The 20,110-nt window shown below is 54.5% G+C and carries 33 protein-coding genes; all 33 read left to right on the top strand.

All coding sequences use genetic code 11. The annotated features are described in order from the left end of the window. Nucleotides 1-98: 98 nt before the first annotated feature. The 33 genes from rpsG (at nt 99) to bfr (ending at nt 20,104) form a co-directional block, all read left to right on the top strand. Nucleotides 99-572, top strand: coding sequence for a 30S ribosomal protein S7 (gene rpsG / locus ACRRSD_RS12225; RefSeq protein WP_007916467.1), 474 nt, complete (start codon nt 99-101; stop codon nt 570-572). A gap of 30 nt (nt 573-602) precedes the next feature. Beyond that, nucleotides 603-2,708: an elongation factor G gene (gene fusA, locus ACRRSD_RS12220; protein WP_016984188.1), complete on the top strand. Its 2,106-nt coding sequence runs from the start codon at nt 603-605 to the stop codon at nt 2,706-2,708. Nucleotides 2,709-2,739: 31 nt separating this feature from the next. Beyond that, nucleotides 2,740-3,933, top strand: a complete 1,194-nt coding sequence (gene tuf, locus ACRRSD_RS12215) for an elongation factor Tu (RefSeq protein WP_126366853.1) — start codon at nt 2,740-2,742, stop codon at nt 3,931-3,933. 157 nt (nt 3,934-4,090) lie between these two features. Next, nucleotides 4,091-4,402 carry a 30S ribosomal protein S10 gene (rpsJ, locus tag ACRRSD_RS12210; RefSeq protein ID WP_003186070.1) on the top strand — a complete coding sequence of 104 codons (312 nt, stop codon included), beginning with the start codon at nt 4,091-4,093 and terminating at the stop codon, nt 4,400-4,402. A gap of 80 nt (nt 4,403-4,482) precedes the next feature. Further along, nucleotides 4,483-5,118: a 50S ribosomal protein L3 gene (gene rplC / locus ACRRSD_RS12205; RefSeq protein ID WP_003228738.1), complete on the top strand. Its 636-nt coding sequence runs from the start codon at nt 4,483-4,485 to the stop codon at nt 5,116-5,118. A 12-nt stretch (nt 5,119-5,130) separates the two neighbouring features. Continuing rightward, entirely contained in the window at nt 5,131-5,733 is a 603-nt protein-coding gene (rplD, locus tag ACRRSD_RS12200; protein ID WP_007918468.1) for a 50S ribosomal protein L4, read from the top strand. Beyond that, nucleotides 5,730-6,029: a 50S ribosomal protein L23 gene (rplW, locus tag ACRRSD_RS12195; RefSeq protein WP_002555488.1), complete on the top strand. Its 300-nt coding sequence runs from the start codon at nt 5,730-5,732 to the stop codon at nt 6,027-6,029. Before rplD ends, rplW begins: the two co-directional genes overlap by 4 nt. A gap of 14 nt (nt 6,030-6,043) precedes the next feature. Further along, on the top strand, nt 6,044-6,868 hold the full coding sequence (gene rplB, locus ACRRSD_RS12190; RefSeq protein ID WP_003228734.1) for a 50S ribosomal protein L2: 825 nt from the start codon (nt 6,044-6,046) through the stop codon (nt 6,866-6,868). A 16-nt stretch (nt 6,869-6,884) separates the two neighbouring features. Continuing rightward, the gene (gene rpsS, locus ACRRSD_RS12185; protein WP_011336172.1) at nt 6,885-7,160 is read left to right on the top strand and encodes a 30S ribosomal protein S19; all 276 of its coding nucleotides are present in this window, start codon (nt 6,885-6,887) and stop codon (nt 7,158-7,160) included. An 11-nt stretch (nt 7,161-7,171) separates the two neighbouring features. Further along, nucleotides 7,172-7,504 (top strand): 50S ribosomal protein L22, encoded by a 333-nt coding sequence (rplV, locus tag ACRRSD_RS12180; RefSeq protein WP_003103908.1) that lies wholly within the window; start codon nt 7,172-7,174, stop codon nt 7,502-7,504. Nucleotides 7,505-7,517: 13 nt separating this feature from the next. Beyond that, nucleotides 7,518-8,204, top strand: coding sequence for a 30S ribosomal protein S3 (gene rpsC, locus ACRRSD_RS12175; RefSeq protein WP_003176422.1), 687 nt, complete (start codon nt 7,518-7,520; stop codon nt 8,202-8,204). A gap of 12 nt (nt 8,205-8,216) precedes the next feature. Then, a complete protein-coding gene (gene rplP, locus ACRRSD_RS12170) occupies nt 8,217-8,630 on the top strand; it encodes a 50S ribosomal protein L16 (RefSeq protein ID WP_007896757.1) in 414 nt (137 codons plus the stop codon). After that, a complete protein-coding gene (gene rpmC / locus ACRRSD_RS12165) occupies nt 8,630-8,821 on the top strand; it encodes a 50S ribosomal protein L29 (protein WP_002555481.1) in 192 nt (63 codons plus the stop codon). The genes rplP and rpmC overlap by 1 nt, the downstream gene beginning before the upstream one ends. A 2-nt stretch (nt 8,822-8,823) precedes the next feature. Continuing rightward, nucleotides 8,824-9,090, top strand: coding sequence for a 30S ribosomal protein S17 (gene rpsQ, locus ACRRSD_RS12160; protein WP_003194644.1), 267 nt, complete (start codon nt 8,824-8,826; stop codon nt 9,088-9,090). A gap of 23 nt (nt 9,091-9,113) precedes the next feature. Continuing rightward, nucleotides 9,114-9,482 (top strand): 50S ribosomal protein L14, encoded by a 369-nt coding sequence (rplN, locus tag ACRRSD_RS12155; protein WP_002555479.1) that lies wholly within the window; start codon nt 9,114-9,116, stop codon nt 9,480-9,482. Between the two features lie 11 nt (nt 9,483-9,493). Continuing rightward, nucleotides 9,494-9,808 carry a 50S ribosomal protein L24 gene (gene rplX / locus ACRRSD_RS12150; RefSeq protein ID WP_008081905.1) on the top strand — a complete coding sequence of 105 codons (315 nt, stop codon included), beginning with the start codon at nt 9,494-9,496 and terminating at the stop codon, nt 9,806-9,808. A gap of 20 nt (nt 9,809-9,828) precedes the next feature. After that, entirely contained in the window at nt 9,829-10,368 is a 540-nt protein-coding gene (rplE, locus tag ACRRSD_RS12145; RefSeq protein WP_003176415.1) for a 50S ribosomal protein L5, read from the top strand. 13 nt (nt 10,369-10,381) lie between these two features. After that, nucleotides 10,382-10,687, top strand: coding sequence for a 30S ribosomal protein S14 (gene rpsN, locus ACRRSD_RS12140; protein WP_003228726.1), 306 nt, complete (start codon nt 10,382-10,384; stop codon nt 10,685-10,687). A gap of 209 nt (nt 10,688-10,896) precedes the next feature. Next, nucleotides 10,897-11,289, top strand: coding sequence for a 30S ribosomal protein S8 (gene rpsH / locus ACRRSD_RS12135; RefSeq protein WP_077574736.1), 393 nt, complete (start codon nt 10,897-10,899; stop codon nt 11,287-11,289). Between the two features lie 12 nt (nt 11,290-11,301). Then, complete coding sequence (gene rplF / locus ACRRSD_RS12130; RefSeq protein ID WP_003176412.1) at nt 11,302-11,835, top strand: 50S ribosomal protein L6; 534 nt, start codon at nt 11,302-11,304, stop codon at nt 11,833-11,835. Between the two features lie 10 nt (nt 11,836-11,845). Further along, nucleotides 11,846-12,196 carry a 50S ribosomal protein L18 gene (rplR, locus tag ACRRSD_RS12125; RefSeq protein WP_003186037.1) on the top strand — a complete coding sequence of 117 codons (351 nt, stop codon included), beginning with the start codon at nt 11,846-11,848 and terminating at the stop codon, nt 12,194-12,196. Nucleotides 12,197-12,199: 3 nt separating this feature from the next. Beyond that, on the top strand, nt 12,200-12,700 hold the full coding sequence (gene rpsE / locus ACRRSD_RS12120) for a 30S ribosomal protein S5 (protein ID WP_003186035.1): 501 nt from the start codon (nt 12,200-12,202) through the stop codon (nt 12,698-12,700). 2 nt (nt 12,701-12,702) lie between these two features. Then, nucleotides 12,703-12,879 (top strand): 50S ribosomal protein L30, encoded by a 177-nt coding sequence (gene rpmD, locus ACRRSD_RS12115; RefSeq protein WP_003176408.1) that lies wholly within the window; start codon nt 12,703-12,705, stop codon nt 12,877-12,879. Nucleotides 12,880-12,882: 3 nt separating this feature from the next. Further along, on the top strand, nt 12,883-13,320 hold the full coding sequence (gene rplO, locus ACRRSD_RS12110) for a 50S ribosomal protein L15 (RefSeq protein WP_003228720.1): 438 nt from the start codon (nt 12,883-12,885) through the stop codon (nt 13,318-13,320). Further along, nucleotides 13,321-14,649: a preprotein translocase subunit SecY gene (gene secY / locus ACRRSD_RS12105; protein WP_003228718.1), complete on the top strand. Its 1,329-nt coding sequence runs from the start codon at nt 13,321-13,323 to the stop codon at nt 14,647-14,649. Between the two features lie 27 nt (nt 14,650-14,676). After that, nucleotides 14,677-14,793: a 50S ribosomal protein L36 gene (rpmJ, locus tag ACRRSD_RS12100; RefSeq protein WP_002555468.1), complete on the top strand. Its 117-nt coding sequence runs from the start codon at nt 14,677-14,679 to the stop codon at nt 14,791-14,793. A gap of 130 nt (nt 14,794-14,923) precedes the next feature. Next, the gene (rpsM, locus tag ACRRSD_RS12095; RefSeq protein WP_003186020.1) at nt 14,924-15,280 is read left to right on the top strand and encodes a 30S ribosomal protein S13; all 357 of its coding nucleotides are present in this window, start codon (nt 14,924-14,926) and stop codon (nt 15,278-15,280) included. Between the two features lie 30 nt (nt 15,281-15,310). Next, nucleotides 15,311-15,700: a 30S ribosomal protein S11 gene (gene rpsK / locus ACRRSD_RS12090; RefSeq protein WP_002555466.1), complete on the top strand. Its 390-nt coding sequence runs from the start codon at nt 15,311-15,313 to the stop codon at nt 15,698-15,700. An 18-nt stretch (nt 15,701-15,718) separates the two neighbouring features. Further along, on the top strand, nt 15,719-16,339 hold the full coding sequence (rpsD, locus tag ACRRSD_RS12085) for a 30S ribosomal protein S4 (protein ID WP_003176404.1): 621 nt from the start codon (nt 15,719-15,721) through the stop codon (nt 16,337-16,339). 22 nt (nt 16,340-16,361) lie between these two features. Next, nucleotides 16,362-17,363 carry a DNA-directed RNA polymerase subunit alpha gene (locus tag ACRRSD_RS12080; RefSeq protein WP_003186012.1) on the top strand — a complete coding sequence of 334 codons (1,002 nt, stop codon included), beginning with the start codon at nt 16,362-16,364 and terminating at the stop codon, nt 17,361-17,363. A 42-nt stretch (nt 17,364-17,405) separates the two neighbouring features. Further along, nucleotides 17,406-17,792 (top strand): 50S ribosomal protein L17, encoded by a 387-nt coding sequence (gene rplQ, locus ACRRSD_RS12075; RefSeq protein ID WP_003176402.1) that lies wholly within the window; start codon nt 17,406-17,408, stop codon nt 17,790-17,792. A 240-nt stretch (nt 17,793-18,032) separates the two neighbouring features. Next, entirely contained in the window at nt 18,033-19,487 is a 1,455-nt protein-coding gene (locus ACRRSD_RS12070; RefSeq protein ID WP_435038201.1) for a catalase, read from the top strand. Between the two features lie 149 nt (nt 19,488-19,636). After that, nucleotides 19,637-20,104: a bacterioferritin gene (bfr, locus tag ACRRSD_RS12065; RefSeq protein WP_016983567.1), complete on the top strand. Its 468-nt coding sequence runs from the start codon at nt 19,637-19,639 to the stop codon at nt 20,102-20,104. The last annotated feature ends 6 nt before the right edge of the window (nt 20,105-20,110 follow it).

The following is a 20,110-nucleotide window of genomic DNA, read 5'->3' as shown; positions in this document are numbered from 1 at the left end:
TTGCAGATTTTCATTTTATTGAGTCGATAAGAGTAAGGTCGGGCACGCATCCATTGGATCTGTCCCGAGCTAACCTGAAGACCGCTTGAGGGCTTATCATGCCAAGACGTCGCGTAGCAGCAAAGCGTGAGATTCTGGACGATCCGAAATACGGAAGCCAGATCCTCGCCAAATTCATGAACCACGTTATGGAAAGCGGCAAGAAAGCCGTTGCCGAGCGTATCGTTTATGGTGCCCTGGAAACCGTTGCGACCCGTAAGGCTGGCACCGATCCCCTGGAACTCTTCGAAAAAGCACTCGACGCCATCGCTCCGCTGGTCGAAGTGAAGTCGCGCCGCGTTGGTGGTGCTACTTACCAGGTTCCGGTCGAGGTTCGTCCTTCCCGTCGTAACGCTCTGGCAATGCGCTGGTTGGTAGACTTCGCCCGTAAGCGTGGCGAGAAGTCTATGGCTCTGCGTTTGGCTGGCGAACTGCTGGATGCTGCTGAAGGTAAAGGTGCTGCTGTTAAGAAGCGTGAAGACGTGCACCGTATGGCTGAAGCCAACAAAGCTTTCTCGCACTACCGCTTCTAATTTTAGCTTCACTAATTTTGCGAGGGCTTTATGGCTCGTACTACTCCGATTAGCCGCTACCGTAACATCGGTATCGTCGCTCACGTGGATGCTGGTAAAACCACCACCACCGAGCGCGTCCTTTTTTACACCGGCAAAAGTCACAAAATGGGCGAGGTGCATGATGGCGCCGCGACCACAGACTGGATGGTGCAGGAGCAGGAGCGTGGTATTACCATTACTTCTGCTGCCATCACCGCTTTCTGGAAAGGTTCCGAGAAGCAGTACAAGGATGAGCACCGCTTCAACGTAATCGATACCCCGGGCCACGTTGACTTCACTATTGAAGTTGAGCGTTCCCTGCGCGTACTCGACGGCGCTGTCGTTGTGTTCTGCGGTACTTCGGGTGTTGAGCCGCAGTCGGAAACCGTATGGCGTCAAGCCAACAAATACGGCGTTCCACGTCTTGTTTACGTAAACAAGATGGACCGTGCTGGTGCCAACTTCCTGCGCGTGATCGGTCAGATCAAGCAGCGTCTGGGTCACACTCCGGTGCCGATCCAGTTGGCCATCGGTTCCGAAGACAACTTCCAGGGTCAGATCGATCTGATCAACATGCAAGCTGTCTACTGGAACGACTCTGACAAAGGTATGGTCCCTGTTCGCAAGGACATTCCTGCTGAGCTCCAAGAGCTGGCTGAAGAGTGGCGCAACAACATGGTTGAAGCTGCTGCTGAAGCCAATGAAGAGCTGATGAACAAGTATCTGGAAGGCGAAGAGCTGTCGATCGAAGAGATCAAAGCTGCTTTGCGTCAGCGTACTATCGCCGGCGAAATCGTTCTGGCTGTTTGCGGTTCTTCGTTCAAGAACAAGGGTGTTCCCCTGGTTCTCGACGCCGTTATCGACTTCCTGCCTGCACCGACCGACATTCCTGCGATCAAGGGTACCGACCCTGATAACGAGGAAATCGAGCTGGAGCGTCATGCAGACGATGCGGAGCCGTTCTCGGCTCTGGCGTTCAAGATCGCTACCGACCCATTCGTGGGTACTTTGACCTTCGTCCGTGTTTACTCGGGCGTGTTGAACTCCGGCGACGGCGTGATCAACTCGGTTAAGGGTAAAAAAGAGCGCGTGGGTCGTATGGTGCAAATGCACGCAAACGCCCGTGAAGAGATCAAGGAAGTGCGCGCTGGTGACATCGCGGCCCTGATCGGCATGAAGGACGTCACCACTGGTGAAACCCTCTGCAACGCTGACAAGCCAATCATTCTGGTTCGCATGGACTTCCCGGAGCCGGTTATTTCGGTTGCCGTAGAGCCTAAGACCAAGGATGACCAGGAAAAAATGGGTATCGCTCTGGGCAAACTTGCTCAGGAAGACCCGTCTTTCCGCGTTAAAACTGATGAAGAGACTGGTCAAACGATCATCTCCGGCATGGGCGAGCTGCACCTGGACATCCTGGTTGACCGGATGCGCCGTGAGTTCAACGTCGAAGCCAACATCGGCAAGCCTCAGGTTTCGTATCGTGAGCGCATCACGAAGAACTGTGAAATCGAAGGCAAGTTCGTTCGTCAGTCCGGCGGTCGTGGTCAGTTCGGTCACTGCTGGATCCGTTTTGCTCCTGCTGACGAAGGTCAGGAAGGTCTGCAATTCGTGAACGAAGTTGTAGGTGGTGTGGTTCCTAAGGAATACATCCCGGCTATCCAGAAGGGTATCGAAGAGCAGATGAAGAACGGCGTTGTTGCCGGCTATCCGCTGATCGGCCTGAAGGCTACCGTGTTCGATGGTTCTTACCACGACGTCGACTCCAACGAGATGGCGTTTAAAGTGGCTGCCTCCATGGCGACCAAGCAGCTGGCCCAGAAGGGCGGTGGTGAGTTGCTTGAGCCGATCATGGCTGTAGAGGTTGTTACGCCTGAAGACTATATGGGTGATGTGATGGGCGACCTTAACCGTCGTCGCGGCATGATCCAGGGTATGGAAGACACAGTGTCCGGCAAGGTTATCCGTGCCGAGGTTCCACTGGGTGAGATGTTCGGTTATGCGACCGACGTTCGTTCCATGTCCCAGGGTCGCGCAAGCTACTCTATGGAATTCAAAAAATACGATACGGCTCCGTCGCACATCGTCGAATCCGTAACCAAAAAACAAGGCTGATTCAGCCCCTTTAGGCTAGGAGTTAATTGTCGTGGCTAAAGAAAAATTTGATCGTTCCCTACCGCACGTCAACGTTGGCACCATCGGTCACGTTGACCACGGTAAAACCACTCTGACTGCTGCTCTGACTCGCGTTTGCTCGGAAGTTTTCGGTTCCGCAATCGTTGACTTCGACAAGATCGACAGCGCACCGGAAGAGAAAGCTCGCGGTATCACCATCAACACCGCACACGTTGAGTACAACTCGAAGATCCGTCACTACGCTCACGTTGACTGCCCAGGTCACGCTGACTATGTGAAGAACATGATCACCGGTGCTGCTCAAATGGACGGCGCTATTCTGGTTTGCTCGGCCGCTGATGGTCCGATGCCACAAACCCGCGAGCACATCCTGCTGTCCCGTCAGGTTGGCGTTCCGTACATCGTGGTTTTCCTGAACAAGGCTGACCTGGTAGACGACGCTGAACTGCTGGAACTGGTTGAGATGGAAGTTCGCGACCTGCTGTCCACCTATGACTTCCCAGGCGACGACACTCCGATCATCATCGGTTCGGCTCGTATGGCGCTGGAAGGCAAAGACGACAACGAAATGGGCACTACCGCTGTCAAGAAGCTGGTAGAGACTCTGGATGCCTACATCCCAGAACCAGTTCGTATGATCGACAAGCCGTTCCTGATGCCAATCGAAGACGTATTCTCGATCTCGGGTCGCGGTACTGTTGTGACTGGTCGTATCGAGCGCGGTATCGTTCGCGTTCAGGATCCGCTGGAAATCGTTGGTCTGCGTGACACTACCGTTTCCACCTGCACTGGTGTTGAAATGTTCCGCAAACTGCTCGACGAAGGTCGTGCTGGCGAGAACTGCGGCGTTCTGCTGCGTGGCACCAAGCGTGACGACGTTGAGCGTGGTCAGGTACTGGTTAAGCCGGGTTCGGTTAAGCCGCACACCAAGTTCACCGCAGAAGTTTACGTTCTGAGCAAGGAAGAAGGCGGTCGTCACACTCCGTTCTTCAAAGGCTACCGTCCACAGTTCTACTTCCGTACTACTGACGTGACTGGTAACTGCGAGCTGCCAGAAGGCGTTGAAATGGTAATGCCAGGTGACAACATTCAGATGACTGTTACCCTGATCAAAACCATCGCGATGGAAGACGGTCTGCGTTTCGCTATCCGTGAAGGCGGTCGTACCGTCGGCGCTGGCGTCGTAGCCAAAATCATCGAGTAATTCTCTTTTTAGAGTTTGCTTGATGCTTTGAAAAAGCCCCCGCTCAGCGGGGGCTTTTTTATTGGGTTGACACCTATCTGGGGCGTCTATAGAATTGCGCCTCCTTTTAACGGGCGTATTGCGCTCGGTGGGAATAGCAGCCGGAGTCTGAAATCCAATGCAAAATCAGCAAATCCGTATCAGGTTGAAGGCTTTCGACCATCGCCTGATCGACCAATCAACCCAGGAAATCGTGGAAACCGCGAAACGTACTGGTGCTCAAGTGCGTGGTCCAATTCCACTGCCTACCCGTAAAGAGCGGTTCACCGTTCTGGTTTCTCCGCACGTCAACAAAGACGCGCGCGACCAGTACGAAATCCGCACTCATAAGCGCGTTCTGGACATCGTCCAGCCAACGGATAAAACCGTTGATGCTCTTATGAAGCTTGATCTTGCGGCCGGTGTGGAAGTGCAGATCAGCCTCGGCTAAGACTCGGTCTTAGTCGTGTAACGCTCTGAAATGGGCGGCCATAGCGGGTGAAAGCCCCGTACACTCATGAGGTTTACAACATGACTATTGGTGTAGTCGGTCGTAAATGCGGTATGACCCGTATTTTCACCGAAGAAGGTGTCTCCATTCCGGTCACGGTCATTGAGATCGAGCCGAATCGCGTCACCCAGTTCAAAACTGAAGAGACCGATGGCTATCGTGCAGTGCAAGTCACTGTCGGCGAGCGTCGTGCTTCGCGTGTAACAGCAGCTCAGGCTGGCCACTTCGCTAAAGCGAACGTTGCCGCTGGTCGCACTACCATGGAATTCCGTCTTGAAGAAGGCGAGTACCAGGCTGGCGATCTGATCAACGCTGAAATCTTCGCCGCTGGTCAACTGGTTGATGTAACCGGTCAGTCCAAGGGTAAAGGCTTCCAGGGTACGATCAAGCGTTGGAATTTCCGCGGGCAAGATAACACCCACGGTAACTCCGTATCCCACCGCGTCCCAGGCTCTATCGGCCAGTGCCAGACTCCTGGTCGTGTATTCAAGGGCAAAAAAATGTCCGGTCATATGGGCGCTGAGCGCGTGACCGTGCAGTCCCTGGAAGTAGTGCGCGTGGACGCTGAACGCAATCTGTTGTTGGTCAAGGGTGCTGTTCCTGGCGCTACTGGCGGCAACCTGGTTGTACGTCCAGCAGCCAAGGCTCGCGGTTAAGGGGAAGCTGACATGCAATTAAATGTAAATGACGCTCAAGCGATCGAAGTTTCCGAACTGACATTTGGCGGCGAATTCAACGAGACGCTGGTTCACCAAGCAGTCGTGGCCTACATGGCTGGCGGCCGTCAAGGTACCAAGCAGCAGAAGACCCGTTCCGACGTTCGTGGTGGTGGTAAGCGCCCATGGCGTCAGAAAGGTACTGGCCGTGCTCGTGCCGGTACTATCCGTAGCCCAATTTGGCGTGGCGGCGGTACCACTTTTGCAGCACGTCCACAGGATCACTCCCAGAAGCTGAACAAGAAGATGTATCGCGCAGCAATGCGTTCCATCCTTGCTGAGCTGGTGCGTACTGATCGTCTGGTCGTGGTTCAGGATTTCGCTGTTGAAACTCCGAAAACCAAAGATCTGCTGGGCAAGCTGAACAACATGAGCCTGACCGACGTTTTGATCGTGTCGGACGCTGTTGATCAGAACCTGTACCTGGCTGCTCGTAACCTGCCGCACGTAGATGTACGTGACGTCCAAGGTTCCGATCCAGTTAGTCTGATCGCATACGACAAGGTGTTGATCACCGTGTCGGCCGTGAAGAAATTCGAGGAGCTGCTGGGATGAACCAGGAACGCGTATTTAAAGTTCTGCTTGGCCCGCACGTTTCCGAGAAGGCTACGGTTCTGGCAGACAAGAAAGGCCAGTTCGTTTTCAAGGTTGCTACTGACGCAACCAAGCTGGAAATCAAGAAGGCCGTCGAAAGCCTGTTCAGCGTGAAAGTAGAGCGCGTCACTACCCTGAATGTTCTGGGTAAGAGCAAGCGCACTGCTCGCGGTCTGGGCAAGCGTAATGACTGGAAGAAGGCAGTTATCTCCCTTCAGCCAGGCCAAGATCTCGATTTCAGCAGCAGTGCTGAGTAAGGAAGGGGTGCATCATGGCAATCGTTAAATGCAAACCGACTTCCCCTGGCCGCCGTTTTGTGGTCAAGGTGGTCAACCAGGAGCTGCATAAAGGCGCTCCTCACGCACCGCTGCTCGAGAAAAAATCGAAGACTGGTGGTCGTAACAACAATGGCCGTATTACCACGCGTCACATCGGTGGTGGTCATAAGCAGCATTATCGTATGGTCGATTTCCGTCGCAACGACAAAGATGGCATCGTCGCCACTGTCGAGCGTATCGAATACGATCCAAACCGTACTGCTCACATCGCACTGCTCTGCTACGCAGACGGCGAGCGCCGCTACATCATCGCCCCTAAAGGCGTGAGTGCTGGCGACCAGCTGATCGCAGGCGCTCTGGCTCCAATCAAGCCAGGTAACGCTCTGCAACTGCGCAACATTCCAGTCGGTTCTACCGTACACGGCATCGAACTGAAGCCAGGTAAAGGCGCACAGATCGCTCGTTCCGCTGGTGCTTCGGCTCAGCTGATCGCTCGTGAAGGCGTTTACGTTACCCTGCGTCTGCGTTCCGGTGAAATGCGTAAAGTCCTGGCTGAATGCCGTGCGACCCTGGGCGAAGTCTCGAACTCCGAGCACAGCCTGCGTTCGCTGGGTAAAGCTGGTGCCAAGCGCTGGCGTGGCGTTCGCCCAACCGTTCGTGGTGTTGCCATGAACCCGGTTGACCACCCACATGGTGGTGGTGAAGGTCGTACCTCTGGTGGTCGTCATCCGGTATCGCCATGGGGCTTCCCGACTAAGGGCGCGAAGACTCGTGGTAATAAGCGTACCGACAAAATGATCGTCCGTCGTCGCAAGTAAATAGAGGGATACGACAGTGCCACGTTCTCTGAAAAAAGGTCCTTTTATTGATCTTCACCTACTGAAGAAGATCGAAGTGGCGGCGGAAAAGAACGATCGCAAACCAATTAAGACTTGGTCGCGTCGTTCGATGATCCTGCCACAAATGGTCGGTCTGACCATCGCAGTACACAACGGTCGTCAGCACGTCCCAGTTCTCGTTAACGAAGACATGGTCGGCCACAAACTGGGCGAGTTCGCCGGTACCCGCAACTATCGCGGGCACGTGGCTGACAAGAAAGCCAAGCGTTAAGGGGTTAGGAAATGGAAGTAGCCGCTAAGTTGTCGGGCGCTCGAATCTCCGCCCAGAAAGCCCGCTTGGTCGCCGACCAGATCCGCGGGAAGAAGGTGGGCGAAGCGCTCAACTTGTTGGCTTTCAGCAGTAAGAAAGCCGCCGAGATCATGAAGAAAGTGCTGGAGTCGGCCGTAGCCAACGCCGAGCATAACGAAGGCGCAGACGTTGATGACCTGAAGGTCAGCACCGTTTTCGTCAACGAAGGGCGTTCGCTGAAGCGCATCATGCCACGTGCCAAAGGCCGTGCTGATCGCATCGTCAAGCGGTCTTGCCATATCACTGTCAAGGTTGCTGACAAGTAACGGAGTCGAAGAGATGGGTCAGAAAGTACATCCCATTGGCATTCGCCTGGGAATCGTCAAGGAGCACACCTCCGTCTGGTACGCAGACGGTCGGACTTATGCGGACTACTTGTTCGCAGATCTGAAAGTGCGTGAGTATCTCCAAGACAAACTAAAAAGCGCGTCCGTAAGCCGTATCGATATCCATCGTCCGGCCCAAACTGCACGTATCACCATCCACACCGCTCGTCCAGGTATCGTTATCGGGAAGAAAGGTGAAGATGTTGAGAAACTGCGTCAGGACCTGACCAAGCAAATGGGTGTGCCTGTGCACATCAATATCGAAGAGATCCGCAAGCCGGAGCTCGACGGTATGCTGGTTGCGCAGAGCGTAGCTCAGCAGCTGGAGCGTCGTGTAATGTTCCGTCGCGCTATGAAGCGCGCAGTACAGAACGCCATGCGCATTGGTGCCAAGGGCATCAAAATCCAAGTGAGCGGTCGTCTCGGCGGTGCTGAAATCGCACGTACTGAATGGTATCGCGAAGGTCGTGTGCCATTGCACACCCTGCGTGCCGACATCGACTATGCCAACTACGAAGCTCACACCACTTACGGTGTGATCGGTGTAAAGGTTTGGATCTTCAAAGGCGAAGTAATTGGTGGTCGCCAAGAAGAGCTGAAACCACAAGCACCAGCGCCTCGTAAAAAAGCTGCTAAGTAAGGGGTACGCCAAATGTTGCAACCTAAGCGTACGAAGTTCCGCAAGCAGATGACAGGCCACAACCGTGGTCTGGCTCAGCGCGGTAGCAAAGTCAGCTTCGGCGAGTTCGCGCTGAAGTCTGTAGCTCGTGGTCGTCTCACCGCTCGTCAGATCGAGTCAGCACGTCGTGCTCTGACCCGTCACGTTAAACGTGGCGGCAAGATCTGGATCCGTGTATTCCCGGACAAGCCTATTTCCAAAAAGCCCCTCGAAGTTCGTATGGGTAAAGGTAAGGGTAGTGTGGAGTACTGGGTTGCCCAGATTCAGCCAGGCAAAGTCCTGTATGAAATCGAGGGTGTTTCTGAAGAGCTGGCGCGTGAGGCTTTTGCCCTGGCTGCTGCAAAGCTGCCGCTCGCCACCGCCTTTGTTAAACGGACGGTGATGTGATGAAAGCGAATGAACTTCGTGAAAAATCCGCACAGCAGCTGAACGAGCAACTGCTCGGCTTGCTGCGCGACCAGTTCAATCTGCGTATGCAGAAAGCAACTGGCCAGTTGGGGCAGTCTCATCTGCTCTCGCAAGTTAAGCGTGACATCGCTCGCGTGAAGACTGTGCTCAACCAGCAGGCAGGTAAGTGATCATGGCTGAAGCCGAAAAAACTGTCCGTACGCTGACTGGCCGTGTTGTCAGCGACAAGATGGACAAAACCATCACCGTACTGATCGAGCGTCGCGTAAAGCACCCGATCTACGGTAAATACGTTAAGCGTTCGACTAAGCTGCACGCGCACGACGAAACCAACCAGTGCCACATCGGCGACAAAGTCACTATTCGTGAAACTCGTCCTATGGCCAAGACCAAGTCTTGGGCGCTGGTTGATGTTCTCGAACGCGCTGTGGAAGTCTAAGGACTAGGGGTCGGAGAAATTATATGATTCAGACTCAATCCATGCTCGATGTGGCCGATAACAGCGGCGCTCGCCGTGTTATGTGCATCAAGGTGCTGGGTGGCTCCCATCGTCGTTACGCTGGTATCGGTGACATCATCAAAGTTACCGTTAAGGAAGCAATTCCTCGCGGTAAAGTGAAAAAAGGCCAAGTGATGACTGCTGTTGTAGTCCGCACTCGTCACGGCGTACGTCGTGCTGATGGCTCCATTATCCGCTTTGATGGCAACGCTGCTGTTCTTCTGAACAACAAGCAAGAGCCGATCGGCACCCGTATCTTTGGGCCAGTGACCCGTGAACTTCGTACTGAGAAGTTCATGAAGATCGTCTCGCTCGCCCCAGAAGTGCTGTAAGGAGATCCGACATGCAAAAGATTCGTCGTGACGACGAGATCATCGTGATCGCCGGCAAAGACAAAGGTAAGCGCGGTAAGGTGCTTAAGGTTCTTGCTAATAACCGTCTGGTTATCAGTGGTCTGAACCTGGTAAAGCGTCATACCAAGCCTAACCCGATGTCGGGCGTGCAAGGCGGTATCGTCGAAAAAGAAGCTCCACTGGACGCTTCTAACGTCGCCATTTTCAACGGCGAAACCAACAAGGCTGACCGCGTTGGTTTCAAAGTAGAAGACGGCAAGAAAATTCGTGTCTTCAAGTCGACCCAAAAAGCGGTTGATGCTTGAACACTGCTAGGTAGAAGACCATGGCACGACTAAAAGAGATTTACTGGAAGGAAATCGCACCGAAGCTTAAGGAAGAACTTAAGCTTTCGAACGTGATGGAAGTTCCACGCGTTACAAAAATCACCCTGAACATGGGTCTGGGCGAAGCTGTTGGTGACAAAAAAGTCATCGAGCATGCTGTTGCTGACCTGGAAAAGATCACCGGCCAAAAAGTCGTTGTGACCTACGCTCGTAAATCCATCGCTGGCTTTAAAGTCCGCGAAGGATGGCCGATCGGCGTCAAAGTGACCCTGCGCCGTGAGCGTATGTACGAGTTCCTGGATCGTCTGCTGTCGATCTCCCTGCCTCGGGTTCGCGACTTCCGCGGCCTGAATGCCAAGTCCTTCGATGGTCGTGGCAACTACAGCATGGGCGTGAAAGAGCAGATCATTTTCCCGGAAATCGACTACGACAAGATCGATGCTCTCCGCGGTCTGGACATTACCCTGACCACCACTGCCAAGAACGATGATGAAGGCCGCGCTCTGCTGCGTGCTTTCAAATTCCCGTTCCGCAACTGATTGGAGTAGGAAAATGGCCAAGAAGAGCATGAAAAACCGTGAGCTGAAGCGTCAGCTCACCGTTGCCAAGTACGCCACCAAGCGTGCAGCGCTGAAAGCTATCATCGTTGATCTGAACGCAAGTCCAGAAGCGCGTTGGGAAGCTACCGTAGCTCTGCAGAAGCAACCACGTGACGCAAGCGCTTCGCGCATGCGTAACCGTTGCCGCCTGACTGGTCGTCCGCACGGCGTTTACCGCAAGTTCGGCCTTGGCCGTAACAAGCTGCGTGAAGCTGCAATGCGTGGCGACGTACCAGGTCTGGTTAAAGCCAGCTGGTAATTGCTGTCAAAGTCTCGATGTTCGGGTTCGCAAGAACCTGACCATCGGTGGCCTTGAATCTGAATCAAGCCCCTTTTGGGGCTTGATTCATTTCTGGGGTATGTCTAGAATGACCGGCTCGCCTGAGCCCGTGTTTTTCATGCCCGGAAGTTCTCGGCGACAAGTAGTAGCCGCAAGGCTAATTTTTCTGTATTAGGAGCGTCTAGCCCATGAGTATGCAGGACCCGTTAGCGGACATGCTAACTCGAATCCGTAATGCCCAGATGGCTGAAAAGTCTGTCGTAAGCATGCCGTCTTCCACGTTGAAGGCGGCTGTAGCAAAAGTCCTCAAGGACGAAGGTTACATCGCGGATTTTCAGATCACCACCGACGCTAAGCCGTCGTTGTCCATCGAGCTGAAGTACTTCGAAGGCCGTCCGGTTATCGAAGAAGTGAAGCGCGTTAGTCGTCCAGGCCTGCGTCAGTACAAGTCCGTTGAAGATCTGCCGAAAGTTCGTGGCGGTCTTGGCGTGTCTATCGTCTCCACCAACAAAGGTGTGATGACGGATCGTGCTGCGCGCGCTGCCGGTGTCGGCGGCGAAGTTCTTTGCACTGTGTTCTAAGGGGGGATAAGCATGTCTCGCGTCGCTAAGAACCCCGTTAAGCTGCCAGCCGGTGTCGAAGTAAAATTCGCAGGCCAACAGCTTTCGGTGAAGGGTGCCAAGGGTACTCTTGAACTGAACATCCATTCGTCCGTTGAGATCGTTGAAGAAGCTGGTGAGCTGCGTTTCGCTGCTCGCAATGGCGATCAACAAACTCGCGCAATGGCCGGTACCACGCGTGCGTTGGTAAACAACATGGTCCAAGGCGTAAGCCAAGGCTTCGAGCGCAAGCTCCAGCTGGTCGGTGTTGGTTACAAGGCGCAAGCAAAAGGCACGGTTCTGAACCTGGCCCTTGGCTTCTCGCACCCAGTGGATTACGAACTGCCGGAAGGCATCACCGCTGAGACTCCTAGCCAGACCGATATCCTGATCAAGGGCATCGACAAGCAGCTGGTAGGTCAAGTGGCCGCTGAGATCCGCGACTTCCGTCCACCAGAGCCGTACAAAGGCAAAGGTGTGCGCTACGCGGACGAAGTCGTCCGTCGTAAAGAAGCCAAGAAGAAGTAGGGCATAGCAAATGACCGACAAAAAAGTTACTCGACTGCGTCGCGCTCGCAAAGCACGCCTGAAAATGCACGAACTCGAAGTCGTGCGTCTCTGCGTGTTCCGCTCGTCGCAGCACATCTACGCCCAGGTCATCTCGGCCGACGGCAACAAGGTCCTGGCAAGCGCCTCGACTTTGGATAAAGAACTGCGTGATGGTGCCACTGGCAACATCGACGCGGCCACAAAGGTTGGCCAGCTGGTCGCTACGCGTGCTAAGGCCGCTGGCGTCTCGCAAGTGGCTTTCGACCGCTCTGGCTTCAAGTACCACGGCCGCGTTAAAGCGCTGGCTGATGCTGCTCGTGAAGCTGGGCTGGAGTTCTAAGTTATGTCAAATAACGACCAAAAGCGCGACGAAGGCTACATTGAGAAGCTGGTTCAAGTTAACCGCGTAGCCAAAACCGTTAAAGGCGGCCGTATCTTCACTTTCACCGCGTTGACCGTGGTTGGTGATGGTAAAGGGCGTGTTGGCTTCGGCCGTGGCAAGTCGCGTGAAGTGCCTGCTGCGATCCAGAAGGCAATGGAAGCTGCTCGCCGCAACATGATCCAGGTTGATCTGAACGGCACCACTCTGCAGTACGCAATGAAGTCCGCTCACGGCGCTTCGAAGGTGTACATGCAGCCTGCTTCTGAAGGTACCGGTATCATCGCTGGCGGCGCTATGCGTGCTGTCCTCGAAGTTGCTGGCGTTCAGAACGTTCTGGCCAAGTGCTACGGCTCGACTAACCCGGTAAACGTGGTTCACGCCACTTTCAAGGGTTTGAAAGCTATGCAATCTCCTGAATCCATTGCCGCCAAGCGTGGCAAAAGCGTCAAGGAGATCTTCTGATCATGGCTACCGTTAAAGTAACGCTGATCAAAAGCATGACCGGCCGCATCCCTAACCACAAACTGTGCGTTAAGGGTCTGGGTCTGCGTCGCATCGGTCACACTGTAGAAGTCCAGGATACTCCCGAGAATCGCGGGATGATCAACAAGGCTTACTACATGCTGCGTGTCGAGGGTTAATCGATGAAACTCAATGATCTGAGTCCAGCGCCGGGTTCCCGTCGCGAAAAGCATCGTCCGGGCCGTGGTATCGGTAGCGGTTTGGGTAAGACTGGTGGCCGTGGTCACAAAGGTCAGACCTCCCGCTCCGGTGGCACCATTGCTCCAGGCTTTGAAGGCGGTCAACAGCCGCTGCATCGTCGCCTGCCGAAGTTCGGTTTCGTTTCCCTGAAAGCCATGGATCGCGCAGAAGTGCGTCTGTCCGAGCTGGCTAAAGTGGAAGGCGACATCGTCACCGTGCAGTCCCTGAAAGATGCCAACGTGATCAACGTCAACGTACAGCGTGTGAAAATCATGCTGTCCGGTGAAGTGACTCGCGCTGTCACTATCGGCAAGGGAATCGGCGCCACCAAAGGTGCGCGTGCGGCTATCGAAGCAGCTGGCGGCAAGTTCGAGGAATAAATGGCTAAGCAAGGTGCTCTCTCTGCGCTCGGCAAAGGCGGTATGTCTGAACTCTGGGCTCGTCTGCGTTTTCTGTTCCTGGCGATTATCGTCTACCGAATAGGCGCACACATCCCGGTTCCAGGTATCAACCCGGACCGACTCGCAGACCTGTTTCGACAGAATGAGGGGACCATTCTTAGCTTGTTCAACATGTTCTCCGGCGGCGCGCTGGAACGGATGAGCATCTTTGCATTGGGGATCATGCCGTACATTTCGGCATCGATCATCATGCAACTGATGACCGCCGTCAGCCCGCAGCTGGAGCAGTTGAAGAAGGAAGGTGAAGCTGGCCGTCGCAAGATCAGCCAGTACACCCGCTACGGCACCGTCGTCCTCGCTCTCGTTCAGGCTATTGGCATGTCCATTGGTCTGGCGGGGCAGGGCGTTGCGTTCACTGGTGACTTTGGCTTCCATTTCGTCGCGGTATCCACGTTTGTGGCTGGTGCGATGTTCATGATGTGGCTGGGTGAGCAGATTACTGAGCGTGGTGTAGGTAACGGTATCTCGATGTTGATTTTTTCGGGTATCGTCGCCGGTCTTCCGAGAGCAATCGGGCAGTCTTTCGAGTCTGCGCGTCAGGGTGATATCAACATCTTCGCCTTGGTTGCCATCGGTTTGCTGGCAGTAGCGATTATCGGTTTCGTGGTGTTCATTGAGCGTGGTCAGCGTCGTATTGCTGTTCACTACGCCAAGCGTCAGCAGGGCCGCAAGGTTTTTGCTGCGCAGACAAGCCACTTGCCGCTTAAGGTGAACATGGCCGGTGTTATTCCGGCTATTTTCGCGAGCAGCATTTTGCTGTTCCCGGCTTCGCTGGGTGCCTGGTTCGGTCAGTCTGAAGGTATGGGCTGGTTGCAGGACATCTCGCAGTCGATCGCTCCTGGTCAGCCGTTGAATATTCTGCTGTTTAGTGCAGGGATTATTTTCTTCTGCTTCTTCTATACGGCGTTGATGTTCAATCCGAAAGACGTAGCGGAAAACCTGAAGAAGTCCGGTGCCTTTATTCCGGGCATCCGTCCAGGTGAGCAGTCTGCGCGCTACATTGATGGCGTTCTGACTCGCTTGACCATGTTCGGTGCTCTTTACATGACGGCCGTGTGCCTGTTGCCCCAGTTCCTGGTGGTTGCAGCAAACGTTCCGTTCTACCTTGGCGGGACCTCGTTGCTGATCGTGGTCGTGGTTGTGATGGACTTCATGTCCCAAGTACAATCGCACCTCGTTTCGCACCAGTACGAATCCCTGATGAAGAAAGCCAACCTGAAGGGTTACGGCAGCGGCATGTTGCGCTGAGTACCCATAAGGTTCGAGGAGTTGGTGATGAAAGTTCGTGCATCGGTGAAAAAGCTGTGCCGTAACTGCAAGATTATTCGCCGCGAAGGTGTTGTTCGAGTAATTTGCAGCGCGGAACCGCGTCACAAACAGCGCCAAGGCTGAGTGTGATTGTGCTTCAAGCCCGGTAGCTAGTGCGCTACCGGGTTGATTATTTGTTATTACAGCGATATTATCTCGCGCCCTATTTCTTGGCTTCCGGGGCGTAGGTAGCTGTCAATTGGAGTCCCACTGAATGGCCCGTATTGCAGGCGTTAACATTCCAGATAACAAGCATACTGTTATCTCGCTGACCTACATCTATGGTGTTGGTCGCACTACTGCGCAGAAGATCTGTGCAGTGACTGGGGTAAACCCAGCAGCAAAGATCAAAGATCTGAGCGACGAGCAAATTGAACAGCTGCGTGGCGAAGTGGCGAAGTTCACCACTGAAGGTGACCTGCGTCGCGAAATCAACATGAAAATCAAGCGCTTGATGGACCTCGGTTGCTATCGCGGTCTGCGTCATCGTCGTGGTCTGCCAGTACGCGGTCAGCGTACCAAGACCAACGCGCGTACCCGTAAAGGTCCGCGTAAGCCGATCCGCAAGTAATCGCCCCAGCGAATCGACAGGAATTTAATCATGGCAAAACCTGCTGCTCGTCCTCGTAAAAAAGTTAAAAAGACAGTGGTTGATGGCATCGCCCACATCCATGCATCTTTTAACAACACCATCGTGACCATTACCGACCGTCAAGGTAACGCTCTTTCCTGGGCTACCTCTGGTGGTTCGGGTTTCCGCGGTTCCCGCAAGTCCACCCCGTTTGCTGCTCAAGTAGCTGCTGAACGTGCTGGTCAAGCTGCGCTGGAATACGGCCTGAAAAACCTCGACGTTAACGTCAAGGGTCCAGGTCCAGGTCGTGAATCCGCAGTCCGCGCTTTGAACGGCTGTGGCTACAAGATCGCCAGCATCACCGACGTGACGCCAATCCCGCACAACGGGTGCCGTCCGCCGAAGAAGCGCCGCGTGTAATCCAGGAGATTGTAAAGAATGGCTCGTTACATTGGTCCAAAATGCAAACTCGCTCGTCGCGAAGGCACCGATCTCTTCCTGAAGAGCGGCGTGCGCGCGATCGAATCGAAGTGCAACATTGAAGCAGCACCTGGTATCCACGGCCAACGCCGCGGTCGCCAGTCCGACTACGGCACCCAACTGCGTGAAAAGCAGAAGGTCCGTCGTATCTACGGCGTTCTCGAGCGTCAATTCAGCGGCTACTACAAAGAAGCTGCTGGCAAGAAAGGTGCAACCGGTGAAAACCTGCTGCAACTGCTCGAATGCCGTCTGGACAACGTTGTATACCGTATGGGCTTTGGTTCGACTCGTGCCGAATCCCGTCAGCTGGTATCGCACAAGTCGATCAGCGTTAACGGTCAGACCGTAAACGTTCCGTCGTATCAGGTTCGTGCTGGTGACGTGGTTGCAGTTCGCGAGAAAGCAAAAAACCAGCTTCGCATTGTCCAAGCTCTCGATCTGTGTGCCCAACGTGGCCGCGTAGAATGGGTAGAAGTAGACACTGAGAAGAAGTCGGGCGTTTTCAAGAACGTTCCTGCTCGCAGTGATCTGTCCGCCGACATCAACGAAAGCCTGATTGTCGAGCTCTACTCCAAGTAAGGGCTAGAAAATAGGTGCATCCATGCAGATTTCGGTAAATGAGTTCCTGACACCCCGCCACATTGATGTGCAGGTTGTCAGTCCAACCCGCGCCAAGATCACTCTCGAGCCTCTCGAGCGTGGTTTTGGCCACACCCTGGGCAACGCGCTGCGACGCATCCTGTTGTCCTCAATGCCCGGCTGCGCAGTAGTCGAGGCCGAGATTGACGGTGTGCTCCACGAGTACAGCGCCATCGAAGGTGTACAGGAAGACGTAATTGAAATCCTGTTGAACCTTAAAGGTCTGGCCATCAAGCTGCACGGTCGTGACGAAGTTACGCTGACCTTGTCGAAGAAGGGTTCGGGGGTGGTTACCGCTGCCGATATTCAGCTGGATCATGATGTCGAGATCGTTAATCCCGATCACGTAATCGCTAACCTGGCGTCTAACGGCGCCCTGAACATGAAGCTCACCGTAGCTCGTGGTCGTGGTTATGAACCAGCCGACTCGCGTCAGAGCGATGAAGACGAAAGCCGCAGCATCGGTCGCTTGCAGCTTGACTCTTCGTTCAGCCCGGTTCGCCGTATCGCATACGTGGTGGAAAACGCCCGTGTCGAGCAGCGTACCAACCTGGACAAGCTGGTTATTGATCTGGAAACCAACGGTACTCTGGATCCTGAAGAGGCTATCCGCCGCGCTGCAACCATCCTGCAACAGCAGTTGGCTGCGTTCGTCGACCTCAAAGGTGACAGTGAGCCAGTGGTTGTCGAGCAGGAAGACGAGATCGATCCGATCCTGCTTCGCCCGGTTGACGATCTGGAACTGACTGTACGTTCGGCTAACTGCCTTAAGGCGGAAAACATCTACTACATCGGTGACCTGATTCAGCGTACCGAAGTAGAGCTGTTGAAGACTCCGAACCTGGGCAAGAAATCCTTGACTGAAATCAAGGACGTTCTGGCCTCCCGCGGTCTGTCCCTCGGCATGCGCCTCGACAACTGGCCGCCTGCAAGTCTTAAGAAGGACGACAAGGCGACTGCCTGATCGTCGTAATCACCGAACGTAGTGTTTGGTAAGGAATGAACCATGCGTCATCGTAAAAGTGGTCGTCACCTGAGCCGCACCAGCTCGCACCGCAAGGCCATGTTCCAAAACATGGCGGTGTCGCTGTTCGAGCACGAGCTGATCAAAACTACTCTGCCAAAAGCCAAAGAACTGCGTCGCGTTGCTGAGCCGCTGATCACTCTGGCCAAGACAGACAGCCTGGCTAACCGCCGTCTGGCTTTCGACCGTACTCGTTCGAAAGCTATCGTTGGTAAGCTCTTCAACGACCTGGGCAAGCGTTACGCTACCCGTGAGGGTGGCTACTTGCGCATCCTCAAGTGCGGCTTCCGCGCTGGCGACAACGCGCCAATGGCGTACGTCGAGTTGGTTGATCGTGCTACTGCCGGCGAAGCTGTATCCGCCGAGTAAGACGTCAGTCTGAAACAAAGAACCGGGCCTAGTGCCCGGTTTTTTGTGTCTGTAAGAAAATGCGCTGTTCGTACAAGCTTCTGACACCTTTCTGTTGGCACTATGTGCTGGGAAACATAATTAGTAATTATCTATCGATGTCTGCAAGTTAATGAATTTGTAGGTGTCCCATGGATGATCGATACTTCCCAGCAAGCCGATTAGCCGGTAGTTTCAAGACTGACAGAGGAAGAAGACCGTATGAGCCAGATCAAAACGCTTACGACCGCCAGTGGCGCACCTGTCGCTGATAACCAGAATTCTCGCTCCGCCGGCCCTCGTGGCCCGTTGCTGCTCGACGATTTCCATCTGCTCGAGAAGCTTGCGCACTTCAACCGTGAAAATATCCCTGAGCGCCGCGTGCATGCGAAAGGCTCGGGTGCTTACGGTACGTTCACCGTGACCCGTGACATCACCGAATACACCAGCGCCAAGCTATTCGAATCTGTCGGCAAACAAACTCCGACCTTTCTGCGCTTCTCCACTGTTGGTGGTGAGCGCGGTTCAGCCGACACCGAACGCGATCCGCGCGGTTTTGCGCTGAAGTTCTACACCGAAGAAGGCAACTGGGACATCGTTGGCAACAACACGCCGGTGTTCTTCATTCGCGATCCGCTGAAATTCCCCGATTTCATTCACACCCAAAAACGCCTTCCGCAGAGCAATCTGAAAAGCGCGCAGATGATGTGGGACTTCTGGTCGCATTCGCCTGAAGCGCTGCACCAGGTCACCATTCTGTTCTCCGACCGTGGCATTCCTGATGGCTACCGGCACATGCATGGCTTCGGCAGCCACACTTACAGCCTGATCAGCGCCCAAGGCGAACGTCACTGGGTGAAATGGCACTACAAAACCAAACAGGGCATCAAGAATCTCGCCCCCGCAGATGCAGCACGTCTGGCCGGCACTGATCCGGATTACGCTCAACGTGACTTGTTTGAAGCCATTGAGCGCGGTGACTTCCCGAAATGGCGCGTATGCATCCAGATAATGACTGAGGCCCAAGCCGCAGCGCATTACGAGAACCCGTTCGACGTGACCAAGACCTGGTCGCAGAAGGAGTTCCCGCTGATTGAGGTCGGTGAGCTGGAGCTGAACCGCAACCCGCTGAACTACTTCGCTGAAGTCGAGCAGGCCGCATTTGGCCCGAGCAACATGGTGCCGGGCGTTGGTCTCTCGCCAGACCGCATGCTGCAAGGTCGCGTATTCGCCTATGCCGACGCACACCGCTACCGTGTGGGCACCAATCACCAGCAGTTGCCGGTGAACGCGCCACGTAGCCCGGTGAACACTTACCAGCGCGACGGCTCGATGGCGTTCGGCAGCAACGGTGGTGCTGCGCCTAACTACGAACCGAACAGCTACACCGAAGCGCCGAAACAAGCTCCGCGTTACGCTGAACCAGCGCTGGCCTTGAGCGGTGCTGCAGATCGCTACGATCACCGCGAGGATACCGATTACTACAGCCACGCCGGTGCGCTGTTCCGACTGATGAGTGACGAGCAAAAAGCATTGCTGGTCAGCAACATCGCCGGTGCCATGTCAGGTGTTTCGAGTGATGTTGTCGATCGCCAGCTGCAGCATTTCTACAAAGCCGACCCGGCGTATGGAGAAGCAATCGCAAAGCTGCTCAACGTACAGCTTAACGAAGTCTAAACGAGAAGCAGAACCGCCCTCATTTGGGCGGTTTTTGCGTTATTTAGCCTGATTTTCTCAGATTATCTTCGCTTTTATTGCGTGAAACGGGTGACCTTGCAGTCAGGTTGGTTCAAACTACAGACTTTCAAGTAGGGAGATGTAGGGCGATGCAAGGCCACCCAGACGTAATCGATTACCTCAACACGTTGCTGACCGGCGAACTGGCCGCGCGTGATCAATATTTCGTTCATTCGCGGATGTATGAGGACTGGGGGTTCACCAAGCTCTACGAGCGAATCAACCACGAGATGGAAGAAGAAGCTGGCCACGCTGATGCGTTGATGCGCCGGATTCTGATGCTCGAAGGCACGCCGCGCATGCGTCCGGATGATCTGGATGTCGGCACCACCGTGCCGGAGATGCTCGAAGCGGATCTGCGCCTTGAGTACAAAGTCCGCGCAGCTCTGTGCAAAGGCATCGAACTCTGCGAGCAGCACAAAGATTATGTCAGCCGCGAGATCCTGCGGGTTCAGCTAAACGATACCGAAGAAGATCACACCTACTGGCTGGAAAAGCAGTTGGGCCTGATCAAGCTGATCGGTCTCGAAAACTACCTGCAGTCCCACGCGTCCTGATTGCAG

Source organism: Pseudomonas neuropathica, from assembly GCF_051174785.1.
GTDB lineage: Bacteria > Pseudomonadota > Gammaproteobacteria > Pseudomonadales > Pseudomonadaceae > Aquipseudomonas > Aquipseudomonas neuropathica_A.
The sequence above is the reverse complement of the archived record's forward strand: the minus strand, read 5'-3'. Positions and strand labels throughout refer to the sequence as shown.